25 protein-coding genes are annotated in these 23,204 nt (G+C 60.9%); 12 read left to right on the top strand and 13 right to left on the bottom strand.

What is annotated here, in order from left to right:
* Positions 1 to 68 precede the first annotated feature (68 nt).
* Positions 69 to 1,325, top strand: a complete 1,257-nt coding sequence (gene icd, locus QNH97_RS17255) for an NADP-dependent isocitrate dehydrogenase (RefSeq protein WP_283553095.1) — start codon at positions 69 to 71, stop codon at positions 1,323 to 1,325.
* 79 nt (positions 1,326 to 1,404) lie between these two features.
* On the opposite strand, the gene QNH97_RS17250 is transcribed toward icd, so the two are convergent.
* A complete protein-coding gene (locus tag QNH97_RS17250; protein WP_283557502.1) occupies positions 1,405 to 1,659 on the bottom strand; it encodes a cold shock domain-containing protein in 255 nt (84 codons plus the stop codon).
* A 242-nt stretch (positions 1,660 to 1,901) separates the two neighbouring features.
* On the opposite strand from QNH97_RS17250, the gene clpS reads away from it, so the two are divergent.
* Together clpS and clpA are read left to right on the top strand one after the other, a co-directional pair.
* Complete coding sequence (gene clpS / locus QNH97_RS17245; protein ID WP_015094394.1) at positions 1,902 to 2,264, top strand: ATP-dependent Clp protease adapter ClpS; 363 nt, start codon at positions 1,902 to 1,904, stop codon at positions 2,262 to 2,264.
* A gap of 29 nt (positions 2,265 to 2,293) precedes the next feature.
* Positions 2,294 to 4,564: an ATP-dependent Clp protease ATP-binding subunit ClpA gene (gene clpA, locus QNH97_RS17240; RefSeq protein ID WP_003203340.1), complete on the top strand. Its 2,271-nt coding sequence runs from the start codon at positions 2,294 to 2,296 to the stop codon at positions 4,562 to 4,564.
* A gap of 243 nt (positions 4,565 to 4,807) precedes the next feature.
* Here the strand turns inward: clpA and infA are convergent, their stop codons facing one another.
* The 3 genes from infA to aat all read right to left on the bottom strand — a co-directional run bounded on the left by infA (position 4,808) and on the right by aat (position 6,572).
* On the bottom strand, positions 4,808 to 5,026 hold the full coding sequence (gene infA / locus QNH97_RS17235; RefSeq protein ID WP_002553999.1) for a translation initiation factor IF-1: 219 nt from the start codon (positions 5,024 to 5,026) through the stop codon (positions 4,808 to 4,810).
* A gap of 100 nt (positions 5,027 to 5,126) precedes the next feature.
* On the bottom strand, positions 5,127 to 5,834 hold the full coding sequence (locus tag QNH97_RS17230; RefSeq protein ID WP_283553094.1) for an arginyltransferase: 708 nt from the start codon (positions 5,832 to 5,834) through the stop codon (positions 5,127 to 5,129).
* Positions 5,835 to 5,891: 57 nt separating this feature from the next.
* Positions 5,892 to 6,572: a leucyl/phenylalanyl-tRNA--protein transferase gene (aat, locus tag QNH97_RS17225; protein ID WP_283553093.1), complete on the bottom strand. Its 681-nt coding sequence runs from the start codon at positions 6,570 to 6,572 to the stop codon at positions 5,892 to 5,894.
* Positions 6,573 to 7,004: 432 nt separating this feature from the next.
* Here aat and QNH97_RS17220 point away from each other — a divergent pair, with 432 nt between their 5' ends.
* The 6 genes from QNH97_RS17220 to cysG all read left to right on the top strand — a co-directional run bounded on the left by QNH97_RS17220 (position 7,005) and on the right by cysG (position 14,648).
* On the top strand, positions 7,005 to 9,410 hold the full coding sequence (locus tag QNH97_RS17220) for a DNA translocase FtsK (protein ID WP_283553092.1): 2,406 nt from the start codon (positions 7,005 to 7,007) through the stop codon (positions 9,408 to 9,410).
* Between the two features lie 57 nt (positions 9,411 to 9,467).
* Positions 9,468 to 10,091 (top strand): outer membrane lipoprotein periplasmic chaperone LolA, encoded by a 624-nt coding sequence (gene lolA, locus QNH97_RS17215; protein ID WP_123341670.1) that lies wholly within the window; start codon positions 9,468 to 9,470, stop codon positions 10,089 to 10,091.
* Between the two features lie 169 nt (positions 10,092 to 10,260).
* Positions 10,261 to 11,586: a replication-associated recombination protein A gene (locus tag QNH97_RS17210; protein ID WP_283553091.1), complete on the top strand. Its 1,326-nt coding sequence runs from the start codon at positions 10,261 to 10,263 to the stop codon at positions 11,584 to 11,586.
* A complete protein-coding gene (crcB, locus tag QNH97_RS17205; protein ID WP_283553090.1) occupies positions 11,583 to 11,957 on the top strand; it encodes a fluoride efflux transporter CrcB in 375 nt (124 codons plus the stop codon). The genes QNH97_RS17210 and crcB overlap by 4 nt, the downstream gene beginning before the upstream one ends.
* 15 nt (positions 11,958 to 11,972) lie before the next feature.
* A complete protein-coding gene (serS, locus tag QNH97_RS17200; RefSeq protein ID WP_283553089.1) occupies positions 11,973 to 13,253 on the top strand; it encodes a serine--tRNA ligase in 1,281 nt (426 codons plus the stop codon).
* Positions 13,254 to 14,648 (top strand): siroheme synthase CysG, encoded by a 1,395-nt coding sequence (gene cysG / locus QNH97_RS17195; RefSeq protein WP_283553088.1) that lies wholly within the window; start codon positions 13,254 to 13,256, stop codon positions 14,646 to 14,648.
* Positions 14,649 to 14,770: 122 nt separating this feature from the next.
* On the opposite strand, the gene QNH97_RS17190 is transcribed toward cysG, so the two are convergent.
* The 8 genes from QNH97_RS17190 to QNH97_RS17155 all read right to left on the bottom strand — a co-directional run bounded on the left by QNH97_RS17190 (position 14,771) and on the right by QNH97_RS17155 (position 19,049).
* Positions 14,771 to 15,775 carry a glutathione S-transferase family protein gene (locus tag QNH97_RS17190; protein WP_283553087.1) on the bottom strand — a complete coding sequence of 335 codons (1,005 nt, stop codon included), beginning with the start codon at positions 15,773 to 15,775 and terminating at the stop codon, positions 14,771 to 14,773.
* An 88-nt stretch (positions 15,776 to 15,863) separates the two neighbouring features.
* On the bottom strand, positions 15,864 to 16,865 hold the full coding sequence (locus tag QNH97_RS17185) for a glycosyl transferase family protein (RefSeq protein WP_283553086.1): 1,002 nt from the start codon (positions 16,863 to 16,865) through the stop codon (positions 15,864 to 15,866).
* Positions 16,862 to 17,197, bottom strand: a complete 336-nt coding sequence (locus QNH97_RS17180; protein ID WP_283553085.1) for a TusE/DsrC/DsvC family sulfur relay protein — start codon at positions 17,195 to 17,197, stop codon at positions 16,862 to 16,864. The genes QNH97_RS17185 and QNH97_RS17180 overlap by 4 nt, the downstream gene beginning before the upstream one ends.
* Positions 17,194 to 17,487 carry a sulfurtransferase complex subunit TusB gene (tusB, locus tag QNH97_RS17175; RefSeq protein ID WP_283553084.1) on the bottom strand — a complete coding sequence of 98 codons (294 nt, stop codon included), beginning with the start codon at positions 17,485 to 17,487 and terminating at the stop codon, positions 17,194 to 17,196. Before tusB ends, QNH97_RS17180 begins: the two co-directional genes overlap by 4 nt.
* Positions 17,487 to 17,849: a sulfurtransferase complex subunit TusC gene (gene tusC / locus QNH97_RS17170; protein WP_283553083.1), complete on the bottom strand. Its 363-nt coding sequence runs from the start codon at positions 17,847 to 17,849 to the stop codon at positions 17,487 to 17,489. Before tusC ends, tusB begins: the two co-directional genes overlap by 1 nt.
* Positions 17,849 to 18,241, bottom strand: coding sequence for a sulfurtransferase complex subunit TusD (tusD, locus tag QNH97_RS17165; RefSeq protein WP_283557501.1), 393 nt, complete (start codon positions 18,239 to 18,241; stop codon positions 17,849 to 17,851). Before tusD ends, tusC begins: the two co-directional genes overlap by 1 nt.
* Positions 18,242 to 18,462: 221 nt before the next feature.
* Entirely contained in the window at positions 18,463 to 18,792 is a 330-nt protein-coding gene (locus QNH97_RS17160) for a DUF6388 family protein (RefSeq protein ID WP_283553082.1), read from the bottom strand.
* Positions 18,793 to 18,794: 2 nt separating this feature from the next.
* Positions 18,795 to 19,049, bottom strand: a complete 255-nt coding sequence (locus tag QNH97_RS17155; RefSeq protein WP_123414265.1) for a hypothetical protein — start codon at positions 19,047 to 19,049, stop codon at positions 18,795 to 18,797.
* A 143-nt stretch (positions 19,050 to 19,192) separates the two neighbouring features.
* On the opposite strand from QNH97_RS17155, the gene QNH97_RS17150 reads away from it, so the two are divergent.
* Both QNH97_RS17150 and QNH97_RS17145 read left to right on the top strand, forming a co-directional pair.
* A complete protein-coding gene (locus tag QNH97_RS17150) occupies positions 19,193 to 19,543 on the top strand; it encodes a hypothetical protein (RefSeq protein WP_283553081.1) in 351 nt (116 codons plus the stop codon).
* A 316-nt stretch (positions 19,544 to 19,859) separates the two neighbouring features.
* On the top strand, positions 19,860 to 20,807 hold the full coding sequence (locus QNH97_RS17145; RefSeq protein ID WP_283553080.1) for an IS110 family RNA-guided transposase: 948 nt from the start codon (positions 19,860 to 19,862) through the stop codon (positions 20,805 to 20,807).
* Positions 20,808 to 20,849: 42 nt separating this feature from the next.
* On the opposite strand, the gene QNH97_RS17140 is transcribed toward QNH97_RS17145, so the two are convergent.
* A complete protein-coding gene (locus QNH97_RS17140) occupies positions 20,850 to 21,284 on the bottom strand; it encodes a GNAT family N-acetyltransferase (protein WP_283553079.1) in 435 nt (144 codons plus the stop codon).
* A 159-nt stretch (positions 21,285 to 21,443) separates the two neighbouring features.
* Here QNH97_RS17140 and ggt point away from each other — a divergent pair, with 159 nt between their 5' ends.
* Positions 21,444 to 23,171, top strand: a complete 1,728-nt coding sequence (gene ggt, locus QNH97_RS17135; RefSeq protein WP_283553078.1) for a gamma-glutamyltransferase — start codon at positions 21,444 to 21,446, stop codon at positions 23,169 to 23,171.
* The last annotated feature ends 33 nt before the right edge of the window (positions 23,172 to 23,204 follow it).

Here is a 23,204-nt window from a genome sequence, read left to right as displayed (position 1 = left end):
TGCGTGCCGATTCAAGTGGGGTACGCTCGAACGCAGCCAGATGTTCAATCCAAGCAACGGAGTTCAGCATGGGGTATCAAAAGATTCAGGTTCCAGCTGTCGGTGACAAAATCACCGTCAATGCAGACCATTCTCTTAATGTTCCCGACAACCCGATCATCCCCTTCATCGAAGGTGACGGCATTGGCGTCGATATCAGTCCGGTCATGATCAAGGTTGTGGACGCTGCAGTTCAGAAAGCCTACGGCGGCAAGCGCAAGATTTCCTGGATGGAAGTCTATGCCGGTGAGAAAGCGACTCAAGTTTACGACCAGGACACCTGGCTCCCTCAGGAGACCCTGGACGCGGTCAAGGATTACGTGGTTTCCATCAAGGGCCCGCTGACCACGCCGGTCGGTGGCGGTATCCGTTCGTTGAACGTGGCCCTGCGTCAGCAGCTGGACCTTTATGTGTGCCTGCGCCCGGTGCGCTGGTTCGAAGGTGTGCCAAGCCCGGTCAAGAAGCCTGGCGACGTGGACATGACGATCTTTCGCGAGAACTCCGAAGACATCTACGCTGGTATCGAGTGGAAGGCCGGTTCGCCTGAAGCGACCAAGGTCATCAAGTTCCTGAAAGAAGAAATGGGCGTCACCAAGATCCGTTTCGACCAGGACTGCGGCATCGGCGTCAAGCCGGTCTCCAAGCAGGGTACCAAGCGCCTGGCGCGCAAGGCCTTGCAATACGTTGTCGATAACGATCGCGATTCGCTGACCATCGTGCACAAAGGCAACATCATGAAGTTCACCGAAGGTGCCTTCAAGGAATGGGCCTACGAAGTGGCTGCCGAGGAATTCGGTGCGACCTTGCTCGACGGCGGGCCTTGGATGCAGTTCAAGAACCCGCGGACCGGCAAGAATGTCATCGTCAAGGACGCCATTGCCGACGCCATGCTCCAGCAGATCCTGCTGCGTCCGGCCGAATATGACGTGATCGCGACGCTGAACCTCAACGGTGACTACCTCTCCGACGCCCTGGCGGCGGAAGTGGGCGGTATCGGTATTGCGCCAGGTGCCAACCTGTCCGACACCGTGGCCATGTTCGAAGCCACCCACGGTACTGCGCCCAAGTACGCTGGCAAGGATCAGGTCAACCCAGGGTCATTGATCCTGTCGGCTGAAATGATGCTGCGCCACATGGGTTGGACCGAAGCGGCCGACCTGATCATCAAGGGCACCAACGGCGCGATTTCGGCCAAGACCGTGACCTATGACTTCGAACGCCTGATGGAGGGCGCCAAGCTGGTGTCGTCCTCGGGCTTCGGCGATGCCCTGATCTCGCACATGTAAGCGGATCGGCACGTAGCAACAATGCCCGGCTCGAGTGATCGAGCCGGGCATTTTCATTTGCCAGGGCGGCGACGGCCGGTCAATGGGTCTCGGTGACCCTTGCATTGACAGGGATCGGCGTATCTTCGACGGTGATCACGCTGATGTTTACCGCGTGCAGCCCTTTGGGCCCCTGGATGATGTCGAATGTCACAGGCTGTCCGGCCTTCAGGGTCTTGTAGCCATCCATGTTGATTGCCGAGTAGTGGGCGAAAAGATCTTCATCGTCCCTGCCGGCCGCGAGAATGAAACCGTAACCCTTGGAATTGTTGAACCATTTCACCTTGCCACTCATCTTGACGACCGACATAACCCACATCCCTCTGCAACACACTCCATCACTGGAGTATCATCCAGTTCATCCGCAGGCTAATCTTGAAGACAGGATTCGATTCCACGGACCTTTTTAACCCACGATGGGCTCTATTGGTTGTAACACCGTTTTCCCGATAGTCAAGGTGACCGGGTGGTCGCGGTTGAAATCGCCTGCAAGCGCCCCCATCACTGTATTCGCCAACTAAACGAACCTTTCTTTCCATGCATGCAATCAGCCAGATTCGACTAACATTCAATCAGGATCGCCCGGATCTACATGACGACGATTCCGCAGGCATTGCTGTTCAGGAAGCAAAGCCCGCATTACAGGCGCCACCGATGTACAAGGTGGTTTTGTTCAACGATGACTACACACCGATGGATTTCGTCGTCGAAGTGCTCGAGGTGTTTTTTAACCTGAATCGCGAGCTGGCGACCAAGGTCATGCTGGCCGTCCATACAGAGGGACGGGCAGTATGTGGAGTGTTTACCCGCGACATCGCCGAGACAAAGGCAATGCAGGTCAACCAGTACGCCCGGGAAAGCCAGCATCCGCTACTCTGTGAAATCGAGAAGGACGGTTAACGCCGACCACTTGGGTATGAGGTGAAGCTATGTTAAACCGCGAGCTCGAAGTCACCCTCAATCTTGCCTTCAAGGAGGCTCGTTCGAAGCGTCATGAATTCATGACCGTCGAGCACCTGTTGCTGGCCCTATTGGATAACGAGGCTGCCGCCACCGTTCTGCGTGCCTGCGGCGCGAACCTCGATAAACTCAAGCATGATCTGCAGGAGTTCATCGACTCCACCACGCCCTTGATCCCCGTCCATGATGAGGATCGGGAAACCCAGCCAACCCTGGGCTTCCAGCGTGTCCTGCAGCGTGCTGTCTTTCATGTACAGAGCTCGGGCAAACGTGAAGTCACCGGCGCCAACGTGCTGGTTGCCATCTTCAGCGAACAGGAAAGCCAGGCGGTTTTCCTGCTCAAGCAGCAGAGCGTTGCGCGCATCGATGTCGTCAACTACATCGCCCATGGCATCTCCAAGGTGCCGGGGCATGGCGATCATTCCGAGGGTGAGCAGGATATGCAGGACGACGAGGGCGGTGAGTCTTCTTCCTCAGGCAACCCACTGGATGCCTATGCCAGCAATCTGAATGAGCTGGCTCGCCAGGGGCGTATCGACCCGCTGGTCGGGCGCGAGGCCGAGGTCGAGCGCGTTGCGCAGATCCTGGCCCGGCGTCGCAAGAACAATCCGCTGCTGGTGGGCGAGGCGGGCGTGGGCAAGACCGCGATTGCCGAAGGCCTGGCCAAGCGCATCGTCGACAACCAGGTGCCAGACCTGCTGGCCAACAGCGTGGTGTATTCCCTTGACCTGGGTGCCTTGCTGGCCGGCACCAAGTACCGCGGCGATTTCGAGAAGCGCTTCAAGGCGTTGCTCGGCGAGCTGAAAAAGCGTCCGCAGGCGATCCTGTTCATCGATGAAATCCACACCATCATCGGTGCCGGGGCTGCCTCCGGTGGCGTCATGGATGCCTCGAACCTGCTCAAGCCGCTGCTGTCTTCGGGTGATATCCGCTGCATCGGTTCGACGACGTTCCAGGAATTTCGCGGGATTTTCGAGAAAGACCGTGCCCTGGCCCGGCGTTTCCAGAAGGTCGATGTGTCGGAGCCTTCGGTGGAAGACACCATTGGCATCCTGCGCGGCCTGAAGGGTCGTTTCGAGCTGCACCACAACATCGAATACAGCGATGAAGCCCTGCGCGCCGCGGCTGAGCTGGCCTCGCGCTACATCAATGACCGGCACATGCCGGACAAGGCCATCGACGTCATCGACGAGGCGGGCGCCTACCAGCGCCTGCAGCCAGTGGAAAAACGCGTCAAGCGCATCGAAGTGCCTCAGGTCGAGGATATCGTGGCGAAAATCGCGCGGATTCCACCTAAGCACGTCACCAGTTCCGACAAGGAGCTGCTGCGTAACCTGGAGCGTGACCTGAAGCTGACGGTGTTCGGCCAGGATGCGGCCATCGACTCGCTGTCGACAGCCATCAAACTGTCTCGCGCCGGTCTCAAGTCGCCAGACAAGCCAGTCGGTTCCTTCCTGTTCGCCGGTCCTACCGGTGTGGGCAAGACCGAGGCGGCACGGCAGCTGGCCAAGGCGATGGGCATCGAACTGGTGCGCTTCGACATGTCCGAGTACATGGAGCGCCACACCGTATCGCGTCTGATCGGTGCGCCTCCGGGCTATGTCGGTTTCGACCAGGGCGGCCTGCTGACCGAAGCCATCACCAAGCAGCCACACTGCGTATTGCTGCTCGACGAAATCGAGAAGGCGCATCCGGAAGTCTTCAACCTGCTGCTGCAGGTCATGGACCACGGCACGCTGACCGACAACAACGGGCGCAAGGCGGACTTCCGCAACGTGATCATCATCATGACCACGAACGCTGGTGCCGAAACCGCGGCGCGCGCTTCGATCGGTTTCACCCATCAGGACCATTCGTCCGATGCGATGGAAGTGATCAAGAAGAGCTTCACGCCTGAATTCCGCAACCGCCTGGACACCATTATCCAGTTTGGTCGCCTCAGCCATGAGGTCATCAAAAGCGTGGTGGACAAGTTCCTTACCGAACTTCAGGCGCAGCTCGAAGACAAGCGTGTGCTGCTGGAAGTCACCGACGCGGCCCGAAGCTGGCTGGCGGAAGGTGGTTACGATGTGACGATGGGGGCGCGACCAATGGCTCGCCTGATCCAGGACAAGATCAAGCGTCCGCTGGCCGAGGAAATCCTCTTTGGCGAACTGGCCGAACATGGCGGTGTGGTTCACATCGACATCAAGGACGGCGAACTGACCTTCGACTTCGAAACCACGGCCGAAATGGCCTGATCGTTATCCGCAACAAAGCAAAAGGCGCCGAAAGGCGCCTTTTTGCTATTCCGAACTCGCATCAATCCCCTGTGGGAGCGAGCTTGCTCGCGATGGCGGCGGTGCATTCGGCATTGGTGCAAGCTGGCCCACCGAATCAAGAGCAAGCTCGCTCCCGCAGGGTTCTGTGTGTTCATGGAGAGAGGGGTAAATCGCGGACAAACAAAAACGCCCGGCATCAGCCGGGCGTTTTGTATTGACTTGTTAGCGAGCGCGGTAAGTGATGCGCCCTTTGCTCAAGTCATAGGGCGTCAGCTCGACGCGCACTTTGTCACCGGTAAGAATACGAATGTAGTTCTTGCGCATCTTGCCGGAGATGTGCGCGGTTACGACGTGCCCATTTTCCAACTCCACACGAAACATGGTGTTGGGCAGGGTGTCGACGACAGTGCCTTCCATTTCGAAGCTGTCTTCTTTCGACATGCAGTAAAGCCCTCGGTATCCAGTGAATGGCCCGGTGCAACTGCGCCAGGCAAAAGCGGCGTGCATTGTGCCCGAAAAAGGGGGTTTAAGCCAAGGGGTTCTAACTGAGAACAACCCATCGCTGGTTAATTAGCAGCTCAATGGGTCGATATTGGGTTTTGTAATTCATTTTTTTGCAGTTTTTGATCCAGTAGCCCAAGTACACCGCTTCCAGCCCCAGGCGCCGGGCTTCGTTGATTTGCCAAAGAATGGCAAAGCGCCCCAGGCTGCGCCGTTCTTCGCCGGGCTCATAGAAGGTGTAGACCGCGGACAGCCCGTTGGGCAGCAAATCCGTGACGGCAATGGCCACCAGTCGTCCTTCGAGGCGGAATTCATAGAAGCGGGAAAACGGCAGGTCGCGCACCAGGAAGGTTGAAAACTGATCTCGACTGGGCGGGTACATGTCGCCATCGGCGTGGCGTTGTTCAATGTAGCGTTGGTACAGGTCGAAATACTCTTCGCTGAATTGAGGCTTGGCTGGCCGGACCAGAAGATCGGCATTGCGTTTGAAAATGCGTTTCTGCTGGCGATTGGGGACGAACTGGGCCACGGGGATGCGCGCGGGAACGCACGCATTGCAATGCTGGCAATGCGGCCGGTAGAGATGATCGCCGCTGCGCCGAAAGCCCATCTCCGACAGGTCTGCGTAGACATGCACATCCATGGGCTGGCTAGGGTCGAGGAACAGCGTCGTGGCCTGCTCCTCGGGCAGGTAACTGCAAGAATGGGGCTGAGTGGCATAGAACTTCAAACGCGCCAACTCGGTCATGATCGGCCCTCGGGATAAGCTTTGAATTTAATTGTAAGCCAGGAGCGCGAATGTCGCTCAGCAAACCCATGTCGCCTGGTTGGGCAGGTCCAGATGTCCCTTTAGATAGCCCGCAAATTCAGCGCGTGGAATCGAGCGCGCACCCAGGCTATGCAGGTGCTCGGTGGGCATCTGGCAGTCGATGAGTACAAAACCGGCCGCCTTGAGGTGTTGGACCAGCGTCGCGAAGCCGAATTTCGACGCGTTATCGGCCCGGCTGAACATGGATTCGCCAAAAAACAACTGCCCCATGGCCAGGCCGTACAGGCCTCCCACCAGTTGGCCCTGGTCCCAAACCTCCACCGAATGGGCGAAGCCACGACGGTGCAGCTCCAGATAAGCGGTTTGCATGGCTTCGGTGATCCAGGTGCCGTCGGCATAGTCCCGCGGCTCGGCGCAGGCCTTGATGACCGCCGCAAAATCCCTGTCGAACGTCACTTCATAGCGCTGCTTGCGCAACAGCTTGCCCAGGCTGCGGGAGACATGCAGTTCGTCGGGAAACAGCACGGTGCGTGGATCCGGAGACCACCACAGGATCGGCTGGCCCTCGGAAAACCACGGGAAGCAGCCGTGGCGATAGGCTTGGATCAACCGGTCGGCGGACAGATCGCCGCCGGCGGCCAATAGCCCGTTAGGTTCGCGCATGGCTTTGGCCAGTGGCGGGAAATCGAAAGTATTGCGTTGTAACCAAGTCAGCATCGTTATCCGGCTTGCAGTAGGGGAGGGCGGCTCCGCCCGCAAGCGAGAGCCCGCCTAGAGGTTAACCGTCAAGCGACGGGGATGTCATCGAGATACTGCTTCACTTCGCTCATAAAAAACACCTCATAAGCCTTTGTCACAAAAGAGAATGCGTGCTCCAATTGGCGAGTGTGCCCCGCGTATCTGGCGATGCTGTCACCCAGCGCGCGGGCGATGCCTTGGGGCCGACAAACCCGTACAATGCTTGAGTTTTGCACGCAGGATGGTCTAAAAATCAAAAATTTCGGCTACACCTGCGGTTTTCTGGATGCACCTCTCAGTGGTAAAAGTAGTACCGGTTGTGCACATTCACTTTTTTACCTGCTCGTCATGGGCAGTTTTTTATAGTCATTCAACAGATGGACGCGCCATTGGCGCAGGAAAAGAAGCGTTTTGAAGAAATCCACCGCAGCACCCAAAACAGTCGTTCCGCTTTGGCGCCAGCAATTGCACTACCGGCTCAAGGAAGGTGCATTGATCGCCATCGGTGCCTTGTGCCTGTTCCTGATGATGGCCTTGCTGACCTACGGCAAGGACGATCCGGGCTGGAGCCATAACAGCAAGATCGACGACGTGCAGAATTTCGGCGGTCCGGCCGGTTCCTACAGCGCTGACATCCTGTTCATGGTGCTGGGCTATTTCGCCTATATCTTCCCGCTGCTGCTGGCGATCAAGGCCTACCAGATCTTCCGCCAGCGCCACGAGCCATGGCAGTGGAGTGGCTGGCTGTTCTCCTGGCGCCTGATCGGCCTGGTATTCCTGGTGTTGTCGGGGGCCGCGCTGGCCCATATCCATTTCCACGCGCCCACTGGCCTGCCGGCCGGGGCGGGCGGTGCCCTGGGGGAAAGCCTCGGCGACCTGGCCAGGAACGCCCTGAACATCCAGGGCAGCACGCTGCTGTTCATTGCCCTGTTCCTGTTCGGCCTGACAGTGTTCACCGACCTGTCGTGGTTCAAGGTCATGGACGTCACTGGCAAGATCACCCTGGACCTGATCGAGTTGATCCAGGGGGCCATGAACCGCTGGTGGGCGGCGCGCACCGAGCGCAAGCAACTGGTGGCGCAACTGCGTGAAGTCGACGACCGGGTCCACGACGTGGTGGCCCCGACGACGCCGGACAAACGCGAGCAGGCCAAGGTCAAGGAGCGCCTGATCGAGCGTGAGCAGGCGTTGAGCAAGCACATGTCCGAGCGCGAGAAGCAGGTGCCGCCGGTCATCACCATGGCCCCGGCCAAGCCGCCGGAGCAAAGCAAGCGCGTGCAGAAAGAGAAGCAGGCGCCGCTGTTCGTCGACAGCGCGGTGGAAGGCACCTTGCCGCCAATCTCGATCCTGGACCCGGCGGAAAAGAAACAGCTCAACTATTCCCCCGAGTCCCTGGCGGCCGTTGGTCACCTGCTGGAGATCAAACTCAAGGAGTTTGGGGTCGAGGTCTCGGTGGATTCGATCCACCCGGGTCCGGTCATCACCCGCTACGAAATCCAGCCGGCCGCCGGCGTGAAGGTCAGCCGCATCTCCAACCTCGCCAAGGACCTGGCGCGCTCCCTGGCCGTGACCAGCGTGCGGGTGGTGGAAGTGATTCCCGGCAAGACCACCGTGGGTATCGAAATTCCCAACGAAGACCGGCAGATCGTGCGCTTCTCCGAGGTGCTGTCGACGCCTGAGTATGACAACCACAAGTCGCCGGTCACCCTGGCCCTCGGGCATGACATCGGCGGTAAGCCGGTCATCACCGACCTGGCGAAAATGCCGCATTTGCTGGTGGCCGGTACCACCGGTTCCGGTAAGTCGGTGGGGGTGAACGCGATGATCCTGTCGATTCTGTTCAAGTCGGGCCCCGAAGACGCCAAGCTGATCATGATCGACCCGAAAATGCTCGAGCTGTCGATCTACGAGGGCATTCCGCACCTGCTGTGCCCCGTGGTCACCGACATGAAGGACGCCGCCAACGCCTTGCGCTGGAGCGTTGCCGAGATGGAGCGCCGCTACAAGCTGATGGCGAAGATGGGCGTGCGTAACCTCTCGGGCTTCAACGCCAAGGTCAAGGAAGCCGAAGAGGCCGGTACGCCGTTGAGCGACCCGCTGTACCACCGCGAAAACATCCACGACGAAGCGCCGCTGCTGCATAAGCTGCCGACCATCGTGGTGGTGGTGGACGAATTCGCCGACATGATGATGATCGTCGGCAAGAAGGTCGAGGAACTGATTGCCCGTATCGCCCAGAAGGCTCGTGCAGCCGGTATCCACTTGATTCTCGCCACGCAGCGGCCGTCGGTGGACGTGATCACCGGCCTGATCAAGGCCAACATTCCGACCCGCATGGCGTTCCAGGTGTCGAGCAAGATCGACTCGCGGACCATCATCGACCAGGGCGGCGCCGAGCAGTTGCTCGGGCACGGTGACATGCTCTACATGCCGCCGGGCACCAGCCTGCCGATTCGTGTGCACGGCGCGTTCGTCTCCGACGAGGAAGTGCACCGTGTGGTGGAAGCCTGGAAACTGCGGGGCGCCCCTGAGTACAACGACGACATCCTCAACGGTGTCGAAGAAGCCGGCAGCGGTTTCGAGGGCAGCAGCGGCGGCGGTGACGACGATGCGGAAACCGATGCGCTTTATGACGAAGCGGTGCAATTCGTCCTGGAAAGCCGCCGGGCCTCGATTTCTGCCGTTCAGCGCAAGCTGAAGATCGGCTACAACCGCGCCGCCCGCATGATCGAAGCCATGGAAATGGCCGGGGTCGTGACGGCCATGAACACCAACGGTTCGCGCGAAGTACTGGCGCCGGGCCCGATGCGCGACTAACAACCCGGGCGGCCTGGCGACAGGTCGCTCGACCCCCACGACTTCATGAGGACTCCCATGCGCCTGATTCGCATGTTGCTGTTGCCCGTATTGGCCCTGACCACCTTGTCGGCCCACGCCGATGAAAAGGATGTGGCCCGCCTGACCCAGCTACTGGAACGGTCCCAGACCCTGACCGCGCGCTTTTCCCAACTGACCCTCGACGGCAGCGGCACCCAGTTGCAGGAAACCGCCGGCGACATGGCCCTGCAGCGTCCGGGCCTGTTCTACTGGCACACCGATGCGCCGGCTGAGCAACTGATGGTGTCCGATGGCAAGAAAGTCTCCCTGTGGGACCCGGACCTGGAGCAGGTCACCATCAAGACCCTCGACCAGCGTCTGACCCAAACCCCGGCGTTGCTGCTGTCCGGCGACATTTCCAAGATCAGCCAGAGCTTCGACATCAGTGCCAAGGAAGCGGGCGGTGTGATCGACTTCACCCTCAAGCCCAAGACCAAGGACAGCCTGTTCGACAGCCTGCGCCTGTCGTTCCGCAACGGCTTGGTCAACGACATGCAACTGATCGACAGCGTCGGCCAGCGCACCAATATCCTCTTCACCGGGGTCAAGGCCAACGAGCCGATCGCCGCGTCCAAGTTCAAGTTCGACATCCCCAAGGGTGCCGATGTGATCCAGGAATAACGGGGCACCTCGGAACCGAATGTGGGAGCGAGCTTGCTCGCGATAGCGGTGGGTCAGTCACATCTATTTCAGCTGATCCGACGCTATCGCGAGCAAGCTCGCTCCCACAAGGTGCTGTAGTGTTCAATAGAGTCGGCAACAGGACCCAGCGGAGGTTTTGTAAGTAATCATGGACCTGTTTCGAAGCGCCCCGATTGCCCAGCCATTGGCCGCCCGCTTGCGTGCGGCCAACCTGGATGAGTACGTCGGCCAGGAGCATGTGCTCGCTCGCGGTAAGCCTTTGCGCGAAGCGCTGGAGCAGGGCGCGCTGCATTCGATGATTTTCTGGGGCCCGCCGGGCGTGGGCAAGACCACCCTGGCGCGGCTGTTGGCGGAAGTCTCGGACGCCCATTTCGAAACGGTTTCGGCGGTACTGGCCGGGGTCAAGGAAATCCGCCAGGCGGTGGAAGTGGCCAAGCAGCAGGCCGGGCAGTACGGCAAGCGCACGATCCTGTTCGTCGACGAAGTACACCGCTTCAACAAATCCCAACAGGATGCGTTCCTGCCCTACGTCGAAGACGGCACGCTGATTTTCATCGGTGCGACCACCGAAAACCCTTCGTTCGAACTCAATAACGCCTTGCTGTCCCGGGCGCGGGTCTATGTGCTCAAGAGCCTCGACGAGGCGGCGATGCGCAAGCTGGTGCACCGGGCGCTGACCGAAGAGCGCGGCCTGGGCAAGCGCCAGCTGAGCCTCAGCGATGAAGGCTTCCAGATCCTGTTTTCAGCCGCCGATGGCGATGGCCGGCGCTTGCTCAACCTGCTGGAAAACGCCTCGGACCTGGCCGAAGACAACGCCGAGATCGACGTCGAGCTGTTGCAAAGCCTGCTGGGGGATACCCGGCGACGCTTCGACAAGGGCGGCGAGGCGTTCTACGACCAGATTTCGGCGCTGCACAAATCCATCCGCGGCTCCAACCCCGACGCCGCCTTGTATTGGTTTGCGCGCATGATCGACGGCGGTTGCGATCCGCTGTACCTGGCGCGGCGGGTGGTGCGCATGGCCAGCGAAGACATCGGCAATGCCGACCCGCGGGCCCTGAGCCTGTGCCTGGCGGCCTGGGATGTGCAGGAGCGCCTCGGCAGCCCGGAAGGCGAGCTCGCCGTGGCCCAGGCCATCACTTACCTGGCCTGCGCGCCGAAAAGCAACGCGGTGTACATGGGCTTCAAGGCAGCGATGCGCAGCGCCACCGAGCACGGCTCCCTCGAAGTGCCGTTGCACCTGCGCAACGCGCCAACCAAGCTCATGAAACAGCTGGGCTATGGCGATGAATACCGTTATGCCCACGATGAGCCGGACGCCTATGCCGCCGGCGAAGACTATTTTCCCGACGAACTCGAACCTCAACGGTTCTATCAGCCGGTGCCCCGTGGCCTGGAGTTGAAGATCGGCGAGAAGCTCAACCACTTGGCGCAACTGGACCGCTTGAGTCCACGGCAGCGGAGAAAACCTTGATCCCCTTGATCCTTGCAGTTTCCGCCGGCGGCGTGGCCGGTACATTGTTGCGTTTCGCCACGGGCAACTGGATCAACGCAAATTGGCCCCGGCACTTTTATACCGCGACGCTGGCCGTTAATATCGTGGGCTGTCTGCTGATCGGCGTTCTATACGGTCTGTTTTTGATGCGCCCGGAAGTGCCCATCGAGGTACGTGCGGGCCTGATGGTCGGCTTTCTCGGCGGCCTGACGACTTTTTCATCCTTTTCACTGGATACGGTGCGCCTGCTGGAAAGCGGGCAGGTGCCGCTGGCCGTGGGCTATGCGGCCATTAGCGTATTCGGCGGGCTGCTCGCCACCTGGGCCGGCCTGTCCCTGACCAAACTTTGATAACGAGAGACCGACATGCTCGATTCCAAACTGTTACGTAGCAACCTTCAGGACGTAGCGGACCGCCTGGCATCCCGTGGCTATGCCCTGGACGTCGCGCGCATCGAAGCGCTGGAAGAACAGCGCAAGACCGTCCAGACCCGCACCGAAGCCCTGCAGGCTGAACGTAACGCGCGCTCCAAGTCCATCGGCCAGGCCAAGCAACGCGGCGAAGACATCGCGCCGCTGATGGCCGATGTCGAGCGCATGGCGGGCGAATTGAGTGCCGGTAAGGTCGAGCTGGACGCGATCCAGACCGAGCTGGATTCAATCCTGCTGGGCATCCCCAACCTGCCTCACGAATCGGTGCCGGTCGGGGAAGACGAAGACGGCAACGTCGAAGTGCGCCGTTGGGGCACGCCGACAACCTTCGATTTCCCGGTTCAGGACCACGTGGCCCTGGGCGAGAAATTCGGCTGGCTGGACTTCGAAACCGCCGCCAAGCTGTCGGGTGCCCGTTTCGCCCTGCTGCGCGGGCCGATTGCCCGTCTGCATCGCGCCCTGGCGCAGTTCATGATCAACCTGCACGTCACCGAACACGGCTACGAAGAAGCCTACACCCCGTACCTGGTCCAGGCCCCGGCGTTGCAAGGCACCGGCCAGTTGCCGAAGTTCGAGGAAGACCTGTTCAAGATCAGCCGCGACGGTGAGGCCGACTTGTACCTGATCCCGACCGCCGAAGTCTCTCTGACCAACATCGTGGCCGGCGAAATCGTCGACGCCAAGCAGTTGCCGATCAAGTTCGTCGCCCACACGCCGTGCTTCCGCAGTGAAGCCGGGGCGTCGGGCCGTGACACCCGAGGCATGATCCGCCAGCACCAATTCGACAAGGTCGAGATGGTGCAGATTGTCGAGCCGTCGAAATCCATGGAAGCGCTGGAAAGCCTGACTGCCAACGCCGAGAAGGTCCTGCAACTGTTGGAACTGCCGTACCGCACCCTGGCCCTGTGCACCGGCGACATGGGCTTCAGTGCGGTCAAGACATACGACCTGGAAGTCTGGATCCCGAGCCAGGACAAGTACCGTGAGATTTCGTCGTGCTCCAACTGTGGCGACTTCCAGGCCCGTCGCATGCAGGCGCGCTTCCGTAACCCGGAAACCGGCAAGCCGGAACTGGTCCACACCCTCAATGGCTCCGGCCTCGCGGTGGGTCGTACCCTGGTGGCCGTGCTGGAAAACTACCAGCAGGCCGACGGTTCGATCCGCGTGCCTGAGGTGCTGAAACCGTACATGGGCGGCATCGAGGTCATCGGCTAAATGGACTATTTGCCACTGTTCCACAACCTGCGCGGTAGCCGCGTGCTGGTGGTTGGCGGCGGGGAGATTGCCTTGCGCAAGTCTCGCCTGCTGGCCGATGCTGGCGCGCTGTTGCGGGTGGTCGCGCCCGAGATCGAACCGCAGTTGCGGGAATTGGTCAGTGGCAGCGGTGGCGAATGCGTCCTGCGCGGTTACCTGGAAGCAGACCTGAACGGCTGTGGCCTGATCATTGCCGCCACCGACGACGAACCCCTCAACGCCCAGGTGTCGGCCGACGCCCATAAGCGCTGCGTGCCGGTCAACGTGGTGGATGCGCCAGCCCTGTGCAGCGTGATCTTCCCGGCGATTGTCGACCGCTCGCCCCTGGTGATCGCGGTGTCCAGTGGGGGCGACGCGCCGGTGCTGGCGCGGCTGATCCGGGCCAAGCTGGAAACCTGGATTCCTTCGACCTACGGGCAATTGGCCGGACTGGCGGCGCGTTTTCGCAGCCAGGTCAAAGGCCTGTTTCCGGACGTGCAGCAGCGTCGGGCGTTCTGGGAAGAGGTGTTCCAAGGGCCGATCGCCGATCGTCAGTTGGCCGGGCAGGGCGCCGAGGCTGAGCGCCTGCTGCGGGAGAAAATCGCCGGCCAGGCGCCGAACGCGCCGGGTGAGGTTTACCTGGTGGGCGCCGGACCGGGTGATCCGGACCTACTGACTTTCCGCGCCCTGCGCCTGATGCAGCAGGCCGACGTGGTGCTGTACGACCGCCTGGTGGCGCCGGCGATCCTGGAACTGTGTCGGCGTGACGCTGAACGGATCTATGTCGGCAAGCGCCGCTCTGAGCACGCCGTGCCTCAAGACCAGATCAACCAGCAACTGGTGGACCTGGCCCGACAGGGCAAGCGCGTGGTGCGATTGAAAGGCGGTGATCCGTTCATCTTCGGTCGCGGTGGCGAAGAGATCGAGGAGCTGGCGGCCCATGGCATCCCGTTCCAGGTCGTTCCGGGCATCACGGCGGCCAGCGGTTGCGCGGCCTACGCCGGGATCCCGTTGACCCATCGTGATTATGCCCAGTCAGTGCGGTTCATCACCGGCCACCTCAAGGACGGCACCAGTGACTTGCCGTGGGCGGACCTGGTGTCCCCGGCCCAGACCCTGGTGTTCTATATGGGATTGGTGGGGTTGCCGGTGATTTGCAACGAGCTGATCAAGCACGGTCGCGCGGCGGACACGCCAGCGGCATTGATCCAGCAAGGCACCACGTCGAACCAGCGGGTGTTCACCGGTACCCTGGCGGACTTGCCGCGTTTGGTGGCTGAGCATGAGGTGCATGCGCCAACCCTGGTGATTGTTGGGGAAGTGGTGCAACTGCGCGAGAAACTGGCGTGGTTCGAAGGGGCTCAGGGGCAGGTCTAGGAAGACTGCGTCGCGCCCAATCGCGAGCAAGCTCGCTCCCACACTGGCTCTCCAGTGGGCACAAAACCTGTGGGAGCGAGCTTGCTCGCGATGAGGCCCTTATATTCAGCACACGCTCGGGATCAGTCTCGGGCCCCACGCCAAATCCCTTTTCCGCTCAACCGCCCCCGATCATGGGCCGCCATGAAATCCTGCTTCGGCCCCTTGGGCACGATCCCATTGGGGTTGATGGTCTTGTGGCTGCCATAGTAGTGGCCCTGGATATGCGTGAAGTCCACGGTCTCGGCAATGCCCGGCCATTGATACAACTCCCGCAGCCAGTTCGACAGGTTCGGGTAATCGGCGATGCGCCGCAGGTTGCATTTGAAATGGCCGAAATACACCGCATCGAAACGGATGATGGTGGTGAACAGGCGGATATCGGCTTCGGTCAGGTGTTCGCCGGCCAGGTAGCGCCGGCTATCCAGCAAAGCTTCGAGTCGGTCCAGCTCGGCAAACAGCCCATCGAACGCTTCTTCGTACGCCGCCTGGGTCGTGGCGAATCCAGCGCGATACACGCCATTGTTCACCGCCGGATAAATCTGCTCGTTCAACGCGTCGATGTCGCTGCGCAGGTGTTCGGGATAGAGGTCCAGGCCGTTGCCGGTCACGCCGTCGAAGGCGCTGTTGAACATGCGGATGATTTCCGCCGATTCGTTGTTCACGATGCGCTGTTGGCGTTTGTCCCACAGCACCGGCACGGTGACGCGACCGGTGTAATCGGCGGTGTCGGCCGTGTAGCGCTGGTGCAGCAAGCTTAGATTGCCCAGTTTGTCGCCGGTGGAGCCGTGGGCTTTGTCGAAGGTCCAGCCGTTTTCCAGCATCAGGTAGCTGACCACCGAGACATCGATCAGGTCTTCCAGGCCTTTGAGCTTACGGAAAATCAGCGTGCGGTGGGCCCAAGGGCAAGCCAGGGACACATATAAATGGTAGCGCCCGGCCTCGGCGACAAAGCCGCTCTCGCCCGTGGGGCCGGCGCTGCCGTCGGCGGTGACCCAGTGACGGCGTTGCGCCTGTTCGCGCTGGAACGTGCCGTCCTTGCTTTCATACCACTGATCCTGCCAGCGGCCTTCGACTAACAAACCCATCTCGGTCTCCTCGGCCAATAAACGTTGGAGACGAGTCTATTCCGATAGGTTCGAACAAAAAGCGCAAAGGTTAGGCGCTAATGATCGGTTAAATCGAACGGTCCCGGGCCGCCCAATACTGTTGGGCGCGATCGAAGCCTTCGTCGCGAGTCAGGCCCAGTCCGCGCAAGGCCAGGGCCATGGTGGCGATCAAGGCCAGTTGCGGGTAGCTGTCCTCCACGTCACCGCGCCAAATGGCTTTCAGGTGTTCGGCGTCGAGGCTTTCCGGTTTGACATGGCGCTGCTCGGCCAGGCGTGGCCATTCTTCGTCCCAGTTGGCGCCGCCGGTGGTGCCGTACAGGTGGCTGTCGGCGTCCGGGTTGATCTCGATCTCGCCGCCGTCGCCCTTGATCACGATGGCGGTGTCGCCGAGCAAGCCGCTGGCGTCGCGATGCACGGCCTGGTAGCCCGGATGGAAAATGCTTTGCAGCCCGCAGCGGGCGCCCAGTGGATTGAGAATCCGCGCCAGGGAGTGGATCGGCGAGCGCAGGCCCAGGGTATTGCGCAGGTCGATCATCCGCTGCATCTGCGGCGCCCAGTCCACCAGCGGCATGAAGGCCAGGCCGCCGTTGTCCAGCGCGGTGCCAACTTGCTGCCAGTCGCGGCACAGCGGGATTTGCAGAAACCCGAGCAATTGCTCGCTGTAGAGCCGGCCCGCCGTGTGAGCGCCACCGCCGTGCATGAAAATCCGCACGCCGTTCTGTCCAAGGCACTTGGCCGCCAGCAGGTACCACGGCAAATGACGCTTCTTGCCGGCGTAGGTTGGCCAGTCGAGGTCCACCGTCAACGCCGGGACGACCAGGCGTTCACGCAGGGCTTCGGTGAAACCGGCCATTTCCTCGGCGCTTTCTTCCTTGTGCCGCAACAGCATCAGGAAGGCGCCGAGCTGGGTGTCCTCGACCTTTTCGTCCAGCACCAGGCCCATGGCCTCGCGGGCTTCTTCGCGGGTCAGGTTACGGGCGCCGCGCTTGCCTTTGCCCAGGATGCGCACGAATTGGGCGAACGGATGTTCGGCCGGGGTTTCCAGGGTCAGCGATGGGAAGTCGGTCATAAGCAATTCGTCGGTTTGGGCAGGCCCGCCAGCTTGGCGGCGAGTTTGGCGGGAGTGCCTTTGAACAATCGGTTCAGGTGCAGGCTGTTGCCCTTGTCCGCGCCCAGTTTCAGCGCGGTGTACTTGATCAGCGGCCGGGTCGCGGGGGAGAGCTGGAATTCATGATAGAAGCCGCGCAGCAATTCGAGGATCTCCCAGTGCTCGGGGCTCAACTCGATGTCTTCGACGGCGGCCAGGGCGGTGGCGACGTCGGCCGACCAGTCGTCAAGGTCGGCCAGGTAGCCGTCCTTGTCCAACGCGATGGTGCGCTCGCCCAGGTTCAGCGTCTTCATAGCCAGGTGTTGACCTTGTCGTGTTCAATCGACAACTCGACGAAACCCGAGTAGTTGATGGCTTCGGCCCAGTCTGGCGTGTCCAGGGCGCGGGCCTGGAGATCTTCGGCCAGCACGAACAGATTCAGGCCGGCGGCCTGCAGCCGTTCAAACGGTGGGCTGCCCGGTTGCAACGCGTACGTCGCGTCGCCGCAGAGCAGCAGCGCATCCTGATCGCCCAGTACCCGCAGGCAACTGGCGAGACGGTTATCGCCGAAGGGCGAATGAGACAACACATGCAGAGTCGACATCAGAGGGTAATCACTTGGTCGTAACGGTCGATGAGCGCGGCGATTTGCGGCGCGCTCAGTGCTTTCATGTCGGCCAGCGCCAGGGTGTCGATGGCGACACCGCGTTCGGCGGCGCTGTCGCTGCAGACAAACAGGTCGTCGACGCCAAACATCGGCAACGCCTGCAGGTTCGCGCTCAGATCTTTCTGCTGGACGGCCTTGGCGTTTTGGCCGCTCGTCAGCTGGAACACCCCGTCATCGAGAAACAGCAGGCCGATGGGCAGGTCGAACGCGCCGCCGGCCAACACGATATCCAGCGCTTCCCGGGCGCCGGGGCCGGACCAGGGGGCCTGGCGACTGATCAGCAACAAAGACTTGGCCATCACGCGCCTCCAAAACAGATCAAACGGTCGGCGTCCTGAATCGCATCGTGCAACTGACCCAGCCCGGACAAGGCCCAAGGGGCCTCGACGCTGACCGCCGAACGCTGGTAGCGCTGGGCTTCTTCGTCGTTCAGCACACCCCGGCGCAACGCCGCCGCGATGCAGACCACGCCGTCGAGCTGGTGGTCGCTGACGAACGTGCGCCATTGCTGAGGCAGATCCTGCTCGTCCTGGGGCGTGACGACACTGGCGCAGGCGTTGTAGACGCCGTCCTGATAGAAAAACAGCCGCACGATTTCATGCCCACCGGCCAACGCGGCCTGGGCAAACAGCAGGGCACGGCGCGAGGAGGGCGCATGGGCGGCGGAAAACAGCGCGATGGCGAACTTCATGACAGACCCGATCAGCAAAACTGCGGCCATGATAAAGCTTTATGGGCGGTGGGGCGATTGGCAGCAGAGGCGAGCCTCTGGTGGCGAGGGAGCTTGCTCCCGCTGGGCTGCGCAGCAGCCCCAACTCATCCGCTGTGGTTTGGCTGACACACCGCGTTGGCAGGTTTTGGGGGCGCTACGCGCCCCAGCGGGAGCAAGCTCCCTCGCCACAGGGGGCTGTGCTAGACCTTGAGACCATGCAACTCGCAATACTCCGCCCACTCCATCCCCGCCATCTCCGCCACTTCCCTGTGCACCTCCAGGCGCTGGGCCTGGTACTCCTCGGGCGAGGCGGCGGTCAGTTGCAAAGTCAGTTCCCAGGCAAACAGGCCCAGGCGCTCGGCCTCGGCTTCGAACGCTTCATGCAACCGCTCGGCGCGGTACTGCGCCGCGGTCTCGCCCTTGGCCTGGGCCAGCAGCGGGTTGAGGTTGTCCAGCTCGACGCGTAGCTCGGGGCGCTCATCGAGGAATTTTTCCAGGGCCCGTTCGTGTTGCTGTTCGGTTGCCGCCATGGTTACTCCTTGGGTGACTGCTTCTTGCTGGCCTTGGCCGCAGCCGCCAGGCATTCGAGGGCGAATTGTTCGGGGTAGGTCATCTGGATCGGCGTGGTTTCGCCCTTGACGGTGCGTTCGCCATCGAGGATGTAGCGAATCCGCTTGTCGGTGACGCCGATTCGCTTGGCGATCCAGGCCGGCGTCTGGCCGATCTGGCTGATCAGTTTGTCGGCATATTCGGCGGTGGGTTTGTAGAACTCGGCGTTGGGTGTCATGGGGCTGTTCCGCAGTGGCTGGTGGCAATGGCGCGACAGGGTGCGGGAATCGTTGGCCGATGTCGCGTGTAAATTTCAGTAAAGCAGCATGAAGGCGGGGGCCGCAGTGCTAAAGTCCGTTTTTTTCTCGATGAGTGAATGCAATGCGTATGTTGACAGTGGCCCTGGCCGCCACCTTGCTGGCCGGCTGCGCGGGTTCGGCGATGAACCAGGCCCGGACTCAAGCCCCTTACAAGACCCTGGCTTCGGACAAACCCGAGCAGGTCGTTGCCCAGTGCATACAGTTTTCCTGGCAGGACGAAGCGGTGTTCGGGGTCGATGCCGGCGCTTACCTGCAACCGGGCAAGAAGGGTGGATCGACGGTTTACACGCGTTCTGCTGAGTCCTTTGTCGATTTGGAGGCCAGTGCGACGGGCACCGCGTTGAATTATTACGCCAAGCATGACGACTTCGTGGCCAAGCGCCGGTTGGCGGCGCTGGCGACCTGCTTGTAAACAGCTTGCACTAACGCCCCGGATCCTATGTGGGAGCGAGCTTGCTCGCGATAGCGGCGGGTCAGTGGACAGAAATATTGACCGTTAAATGGCTATCGCGAGCAAGCTCGCTTGTATGGTAGGACTTGAAGGGAGGAGGAGGGACAAAGCTCGATTCTGACTGTTAGCCGCAGTACAGACCGTGGGAGATTTCACCCCTCCTCCTTTCACCCAAGCGCCGATAAAGAATGCATCTGGCCTAGACCGACGATAGGAACAAGCCTGCGCCTCTGGGTGAACCCTTCAAGTGTTCAAACCTTAGCCCGGAGGATTTTCAATGGCAATGCCGGTTTCTGTCGCAAAGCCGATCGTGGGTGTTGATGTCGCCAAAGATGAGTTGGTGATTTATCACGCAGAAACAGATCGACTGGAAGCGATCCCCAACACCAAGGCAGCGATCAAGAAGTGGCTCAAGGAATTGTCCGCGCCAGTGGATGTCGCCATCGAAGCCACCAATATCTATCATCAGGAATTCGCCGATCTGGCTTATGCGCAAGGCTGTGTGATCTACATGATCGGCGGCTACGAGCTCAGCCATTACCGCAAAGGTGTGAAAGTTCGCGCTAAAACCGATGCGCTGGATGCTCGGTTGTTGGCTCGCTACTTGAACAACGAAGGCCACCAGTTGCACCCGTGGACCCCGCCATCGCCCTTGTATTGCCGGCTTATAAGCCTCTTCCGGCGTCGGGCAGCCTTGGTCCAGGCGCGTGTCAGCCTCAAGCAAAGTTGGTCCAACGAACCGTTGCTCAAAAGGGCCTTTGAGAACCAGATAAAGGCCATGCAACGACTGGAGATCTTGCTCGAGAAAACAATCCAGACGCAGTTGGAAGCCGCTGGCTTGGGCGCTCAGCTCAAGCGCTGCATGAAAGTCGAAGGCATTGGCCTGTTGAACGGTGCCCGTTTGCTCACGTCGTTTCAGCGTGGGGATTTCAGAAATGCCGATGCCTTCATCGCTTTTCTGGGCCTAGACCTGCGTATATCGGACTCAGGGAAAAAGAAGGGACGCCGCTGCCTGTCTAAGCGAGGTGACCCAGAGGCCCGTCGATTGATGCACAACGCCGCGATGTCGGCGAGGCGCACAGCGGCATGGAAGGGTTTTTATGAGGCACTAAGGGCCCGGGGACTCAGCACAACCGAAGCATTAGTGGCACTGGCCCGCAAGCTTGCCCGAGTGGTATTCGCCCTGCTGAAGAATCAGAGCGAATACTTACCGAAAGGCATTTAGGGGGTAGCCCTGCACCATAGAATCTCCCACAGGGCCCGCGTTTCAACCAGGGATGTCCAGGCGCTTCTGGAAGAAGAAGTGCTGGTGGCCTGGTGGATAATCGTCGATCTGGCCGATCTCCGTGAAACCGTGCTTCCTGTAGAACGCCGGCGCCTGGAAGTCGAAGGTGTCCAGCCAGATGCCCACGCAGTTTTTCTCCCTGGCCAGGTCTTCGGCCATCTGCATCAACGCCGACCCCGTGCCTTGGCCTCGGGCCTGTTCCGGCACCACCAGCAACTCGATATAGAACCAACGGAAAAACACTCGCCCGTAGAGCCCACCCACGACCTCGTTGCTGTGTTCGTCGCGCACCAGCCAGGCGACCAATTCAGGCGTTGTTCCGCCGGTCTTGGCCGTATTGTAGGCGCGCAGCGGGGCGAGGATGGCTTGGCGTTCTTCGTCGGTCGGGGCGTCCGTGCGTTCGATTCGCAGCGTCATCGGCGATGTCCTTATGCATGTATGGATGAGCCGCCGAGCCTATCGCAAAGGGAAACCTGAAGTCACCCGGCTGTCAGGAAACAGGCGCATTACGCAAACCGGGCCATACTGCCTAATGCTCTTGATGCGATCCCCTTTAAAACAAGAAGAGACCGACTCATGAAGTTCGAATCCTTTGCGCGGGCCCTCGTTGCCACTTCCCTGACCCTCGGTTGTTTGTATGCCCAGGCGGCCTCCCAGGCGCCGGTCGCCGCCGAGAACGGCATGGTGGTCACCGCCCAGCACTTGGCGACCCATGTGGGAGTCGACGTGCTCAAGAACGGCGGCAATGCCGTGGATGCGGCGGTGGCGGTGGGGTATGCCCTGGCGGTGGTGTATCCGGCGGCGGGGAACCTGGGCGGCGGTGGGTTCATGACGCTGCAACTGGCCGATGGCCGCAAGACCTTTCTGGACTTCCGTGAAAAGGCTCCCCTGGCCGCCACGGCCGACATGTACCTGGACAAGGACGGTAACGTCGTCCCCGACCTCAGCACCCGCGGGCACCTGGCGGTCGGTGTGCCAGGCACCGTTTCCGGCATGGAACTGGCGTTACAGAAGTACGGCAGCAAACCCCGGGCCGAGCTGATCGCCCCGGCCATCCGGTTCGCCGAGGACGGCTTCACCCTGGAGCAGGGCGATGTCGATCTGCTGGACACCGCCACCGATGTGTTCAAGAAGGACATGCGCGACTCCGGCGCGATCTTCCTGCACAACGGCGAGCCGATGCAGGTCGGCCAGAAGCTGGTGCAAAAAGACCTCGCCAAGACCTTGCGGGAAATCTCCGCCAAGGGCGCCGATGGCTTCTATAAAGGTTGGGTAGCCGATGCCCTCGTCACGTCCAGCCAGGCCAACAAAGGCATCATCACCCAGGCCGACCTGGACAAGTACAAGACCCGCGAGCTGGCCCCGGTGGAATGCGATTACCGTGGCTACCACATCATTTCAGCGCCGCCACCCAGTTCTGGCGGGGTGGTGCTGTGCCAGATCATGAACATCCTCGACGGCTATCCGATGAAAGACCTGGGCTTCCATTCGGCCCAGGGCATGCATTATCAGATCGAAGCCATGCGTCATGCCTACGTGGACCGCAACAGCTACCTGGGTGATCCGGACTTTGTACAGAACCCCATCGACCATCTGCTGGACAAAAACTACGCCGCCAAACTGCGGGCCGCGATCGAGCCGCAAAAGGCCGGTGAGTCGCAGAAAATCAAACCTGGCGTGGCACCCCACGAGGGCAGCAACACCACCCATTACTCCATCGTCGATCAATGGGGCAACGCCGTTTCCGTCACCTACACCCTCAACGACTGGTTCGGCGCTGGCGTCATGGCGAGCAAGACCGGGGTCATCCTCAACGATGAAATGGACGACTTCACCGCCAAGATCGGTGTGCCTAACATGTATGGGCTGGTGCAGGGCGAAGCCAACGCCATCGCGCCGGGCAAGGCGCCGCTGTCGTCCATGAGCCCGACCATTGTCACCAAGGACGGCAAGACGGTGATGGTGGTGGGGACTCCGGGCGGCAGCCGCATCATCACGGCGACCTTGCTGACCATCCTCAACGTGATCGACTACGGCATGAACCTGCAGGAAGCCGTCGACGCGCCGCGTTTCCACCAGCAGTGGATGCCCGAGGAAACCAACCTGGAGACCTTCGCGGCCAGCCCGGATACCCTGAAACTGTTGGAGAGCTGGGGCCACAAGTTTGCCGGCCCGCAGGACCCCAACCACATCGCCGCGATCCTGGTGGGCGCCCCGTCGTTGGGCGGCAAGCCCGTGGGCAAGAACCGCTTCTATGGCGCCAATGACCCCCGTCGCAACACTGGGTTGTCGCTGGGTTATTAATGGACTGCGAGCATTCAACACCGCTTGAAGAGG

It is taken from the genome of Pseudomonas sp. G2-4 (genome assembly GCF_030064125.1).
Classification (GTDB): Bacteria; Pseudomonadota; Gammaproteobacteria; order Pseudomonadales; family Pseudomonadaceae; genus Aquipseudomonas.
Note: the sequence above shows the minus strand (reverse complement) of the source record. Positions and strands in the feature narration are given on the sequence as shown.

Coding starts and splice junctions, on each gene's coding strand:
- icd (WP_283553095.1), top strand. CDS start 69: ATGGGGTATCAAAAGATTCAGGTTCCAGCTGTCGGTGACAAAATCACC.
- QNH97_RS17250 (WP_283557502.1), bottom strand. CDS start 1,659: ATGAGTGGCAAGGTGAAATGGTTCAACAATTCCAAGGGTTACGGTTTC.
- clpS (WP_015094394.1), top strand. CDS start 1,902: ATGCATGCAATCAGCCAGATTCGACTAACATTCAATCAGGATCGCCCG.
- clpA (WP_003203340.1), top strand. CDS start 2,294: ATGTTAAACCGCGAGCTCGAAGTCACCCTCAATCTTGCCTTCAAGGAG.
- infA (WP_002553999.1), bottom strand. CDS start 5,026: ATGTCGAAAGAAGACAGCTTCGAAATGGAAGGCACTGTCGTCGACACC.
- QNH97_RS17230 (WP_283553094.1), bottom strand. CDS start 5,834: ATGACCGAGTTGGCGCGTTTGAAGTTCTATGCCACTCAGCCCCATTCT.
- aat (WP_283553093.1), bottom strand. CDS start 6,572: ATGCTGACTTGGTTACAACGCAATACTTTCGATTTCCCGCCACTGGCC.
- lolA (WP_123341670.1), top strand. CDS start 9,468: ATGCGCCTGATTCGCATGTTGCTGTTGCCCGTATTGGCCCTGACCACC.
- QNH97_RS17210 (WP_283553091.1), top strand. CDS start 10,261: ATGGACCTGTTTCGAAGCGCCCCGATTGCCCAGCCATTGGCCGCCCGC.
- serS (WP_283553089.1), top strand. CDS start 11,973: ATGCTCGATTCCAAACTGTTACGTAGCAACCTTCAGGACGTAGCGGAC.
- cysG (WP_283553088.1), top strand. CDS start 13,254: ATGGACTATTTGCCACTGTTCCACAACCTGCGCGGTAGCCGCGTGCTG.
- QNH97_RS17190 (WP_283553087.1), bottom strand. CDS start 15,775: ATGGGTTTGTTAGTCGAAGGCCGCTGGCAGGATCAGTGGTATGAAAGC.
- QNH97_RS17185 (WP_283553086.1), bottom strand. CDS start 16,865: ATGACCGACTTCCCATCGCTGACCCTGGAAACCCCGGCCGAACATCCG.
- QNH97_RS17180 (WP_283553085.1), bottom strand. CDS start 17,197: ATGAAGACGCTGAACCTGGGCGAGCGCACCATCGCGTTGGACAAGGAC.
- tusB (WP_283553084.1), bottom strand. CDS start 17,487: ATGTCGACTCTGCATGTGTTGTCTCATTCGCCCTTCGGCGATAACCGT.
- tusC (WP_283553083.1), bottom strand. CDS start 17,849: ATGGCCAAGTCTTTGTTGCTGATCAGTCGCCAGGCCCCCTGGTCCGGC.
- tusD (WP_283557501.1), bottom strand. CDS start 18,241: ATGAAGTTCGCCATCGCGCTGTTTTCCGCCGCCCATGCGCCCTCCTCG.
- QNH97_RS17160 (WP_283553082.1), bottom strand. CDS start 18,792: ATGGCGGCAACCGAACAGCAACACGAACGGGCCCTGGAAAAATTCCTC.
- QNH97_RS17155 (WP_123414265.1), bottom strand. CDS start 19,049: ATGACACCCAACGCCGAGTTCTACAAACCCACCGCCGAATATGCCGAC.
- QNH97_RS17150 (WP_283553081.1), top strand. CDS start 19,193: ATGCGTATGTTGACAGTGGCCCTGGCCGCCACCTTGCTGGCCGGCTGC.
- QNH97_RS17145 (WP_283553080.1), top strand. CDS start 19,860: ATGGCAATGCCGGTTTCTGTCGCAAAGCCGATCGTGGGTGTTGATGTC.
- QNH97_RS17140 (WP_283553079.1), bottom strand. CDS start 21,284: ATGACGCTGCGAATCGAACGCACGGACGCCCCGACCGACGAAGAACGC.
- ggt (WP_283553078.1), top strand. CDS start 21,444: ATGAAGTTCGAATCCTTTGCGCGGGCCCTCGTTGCCACTTCCCTGACC.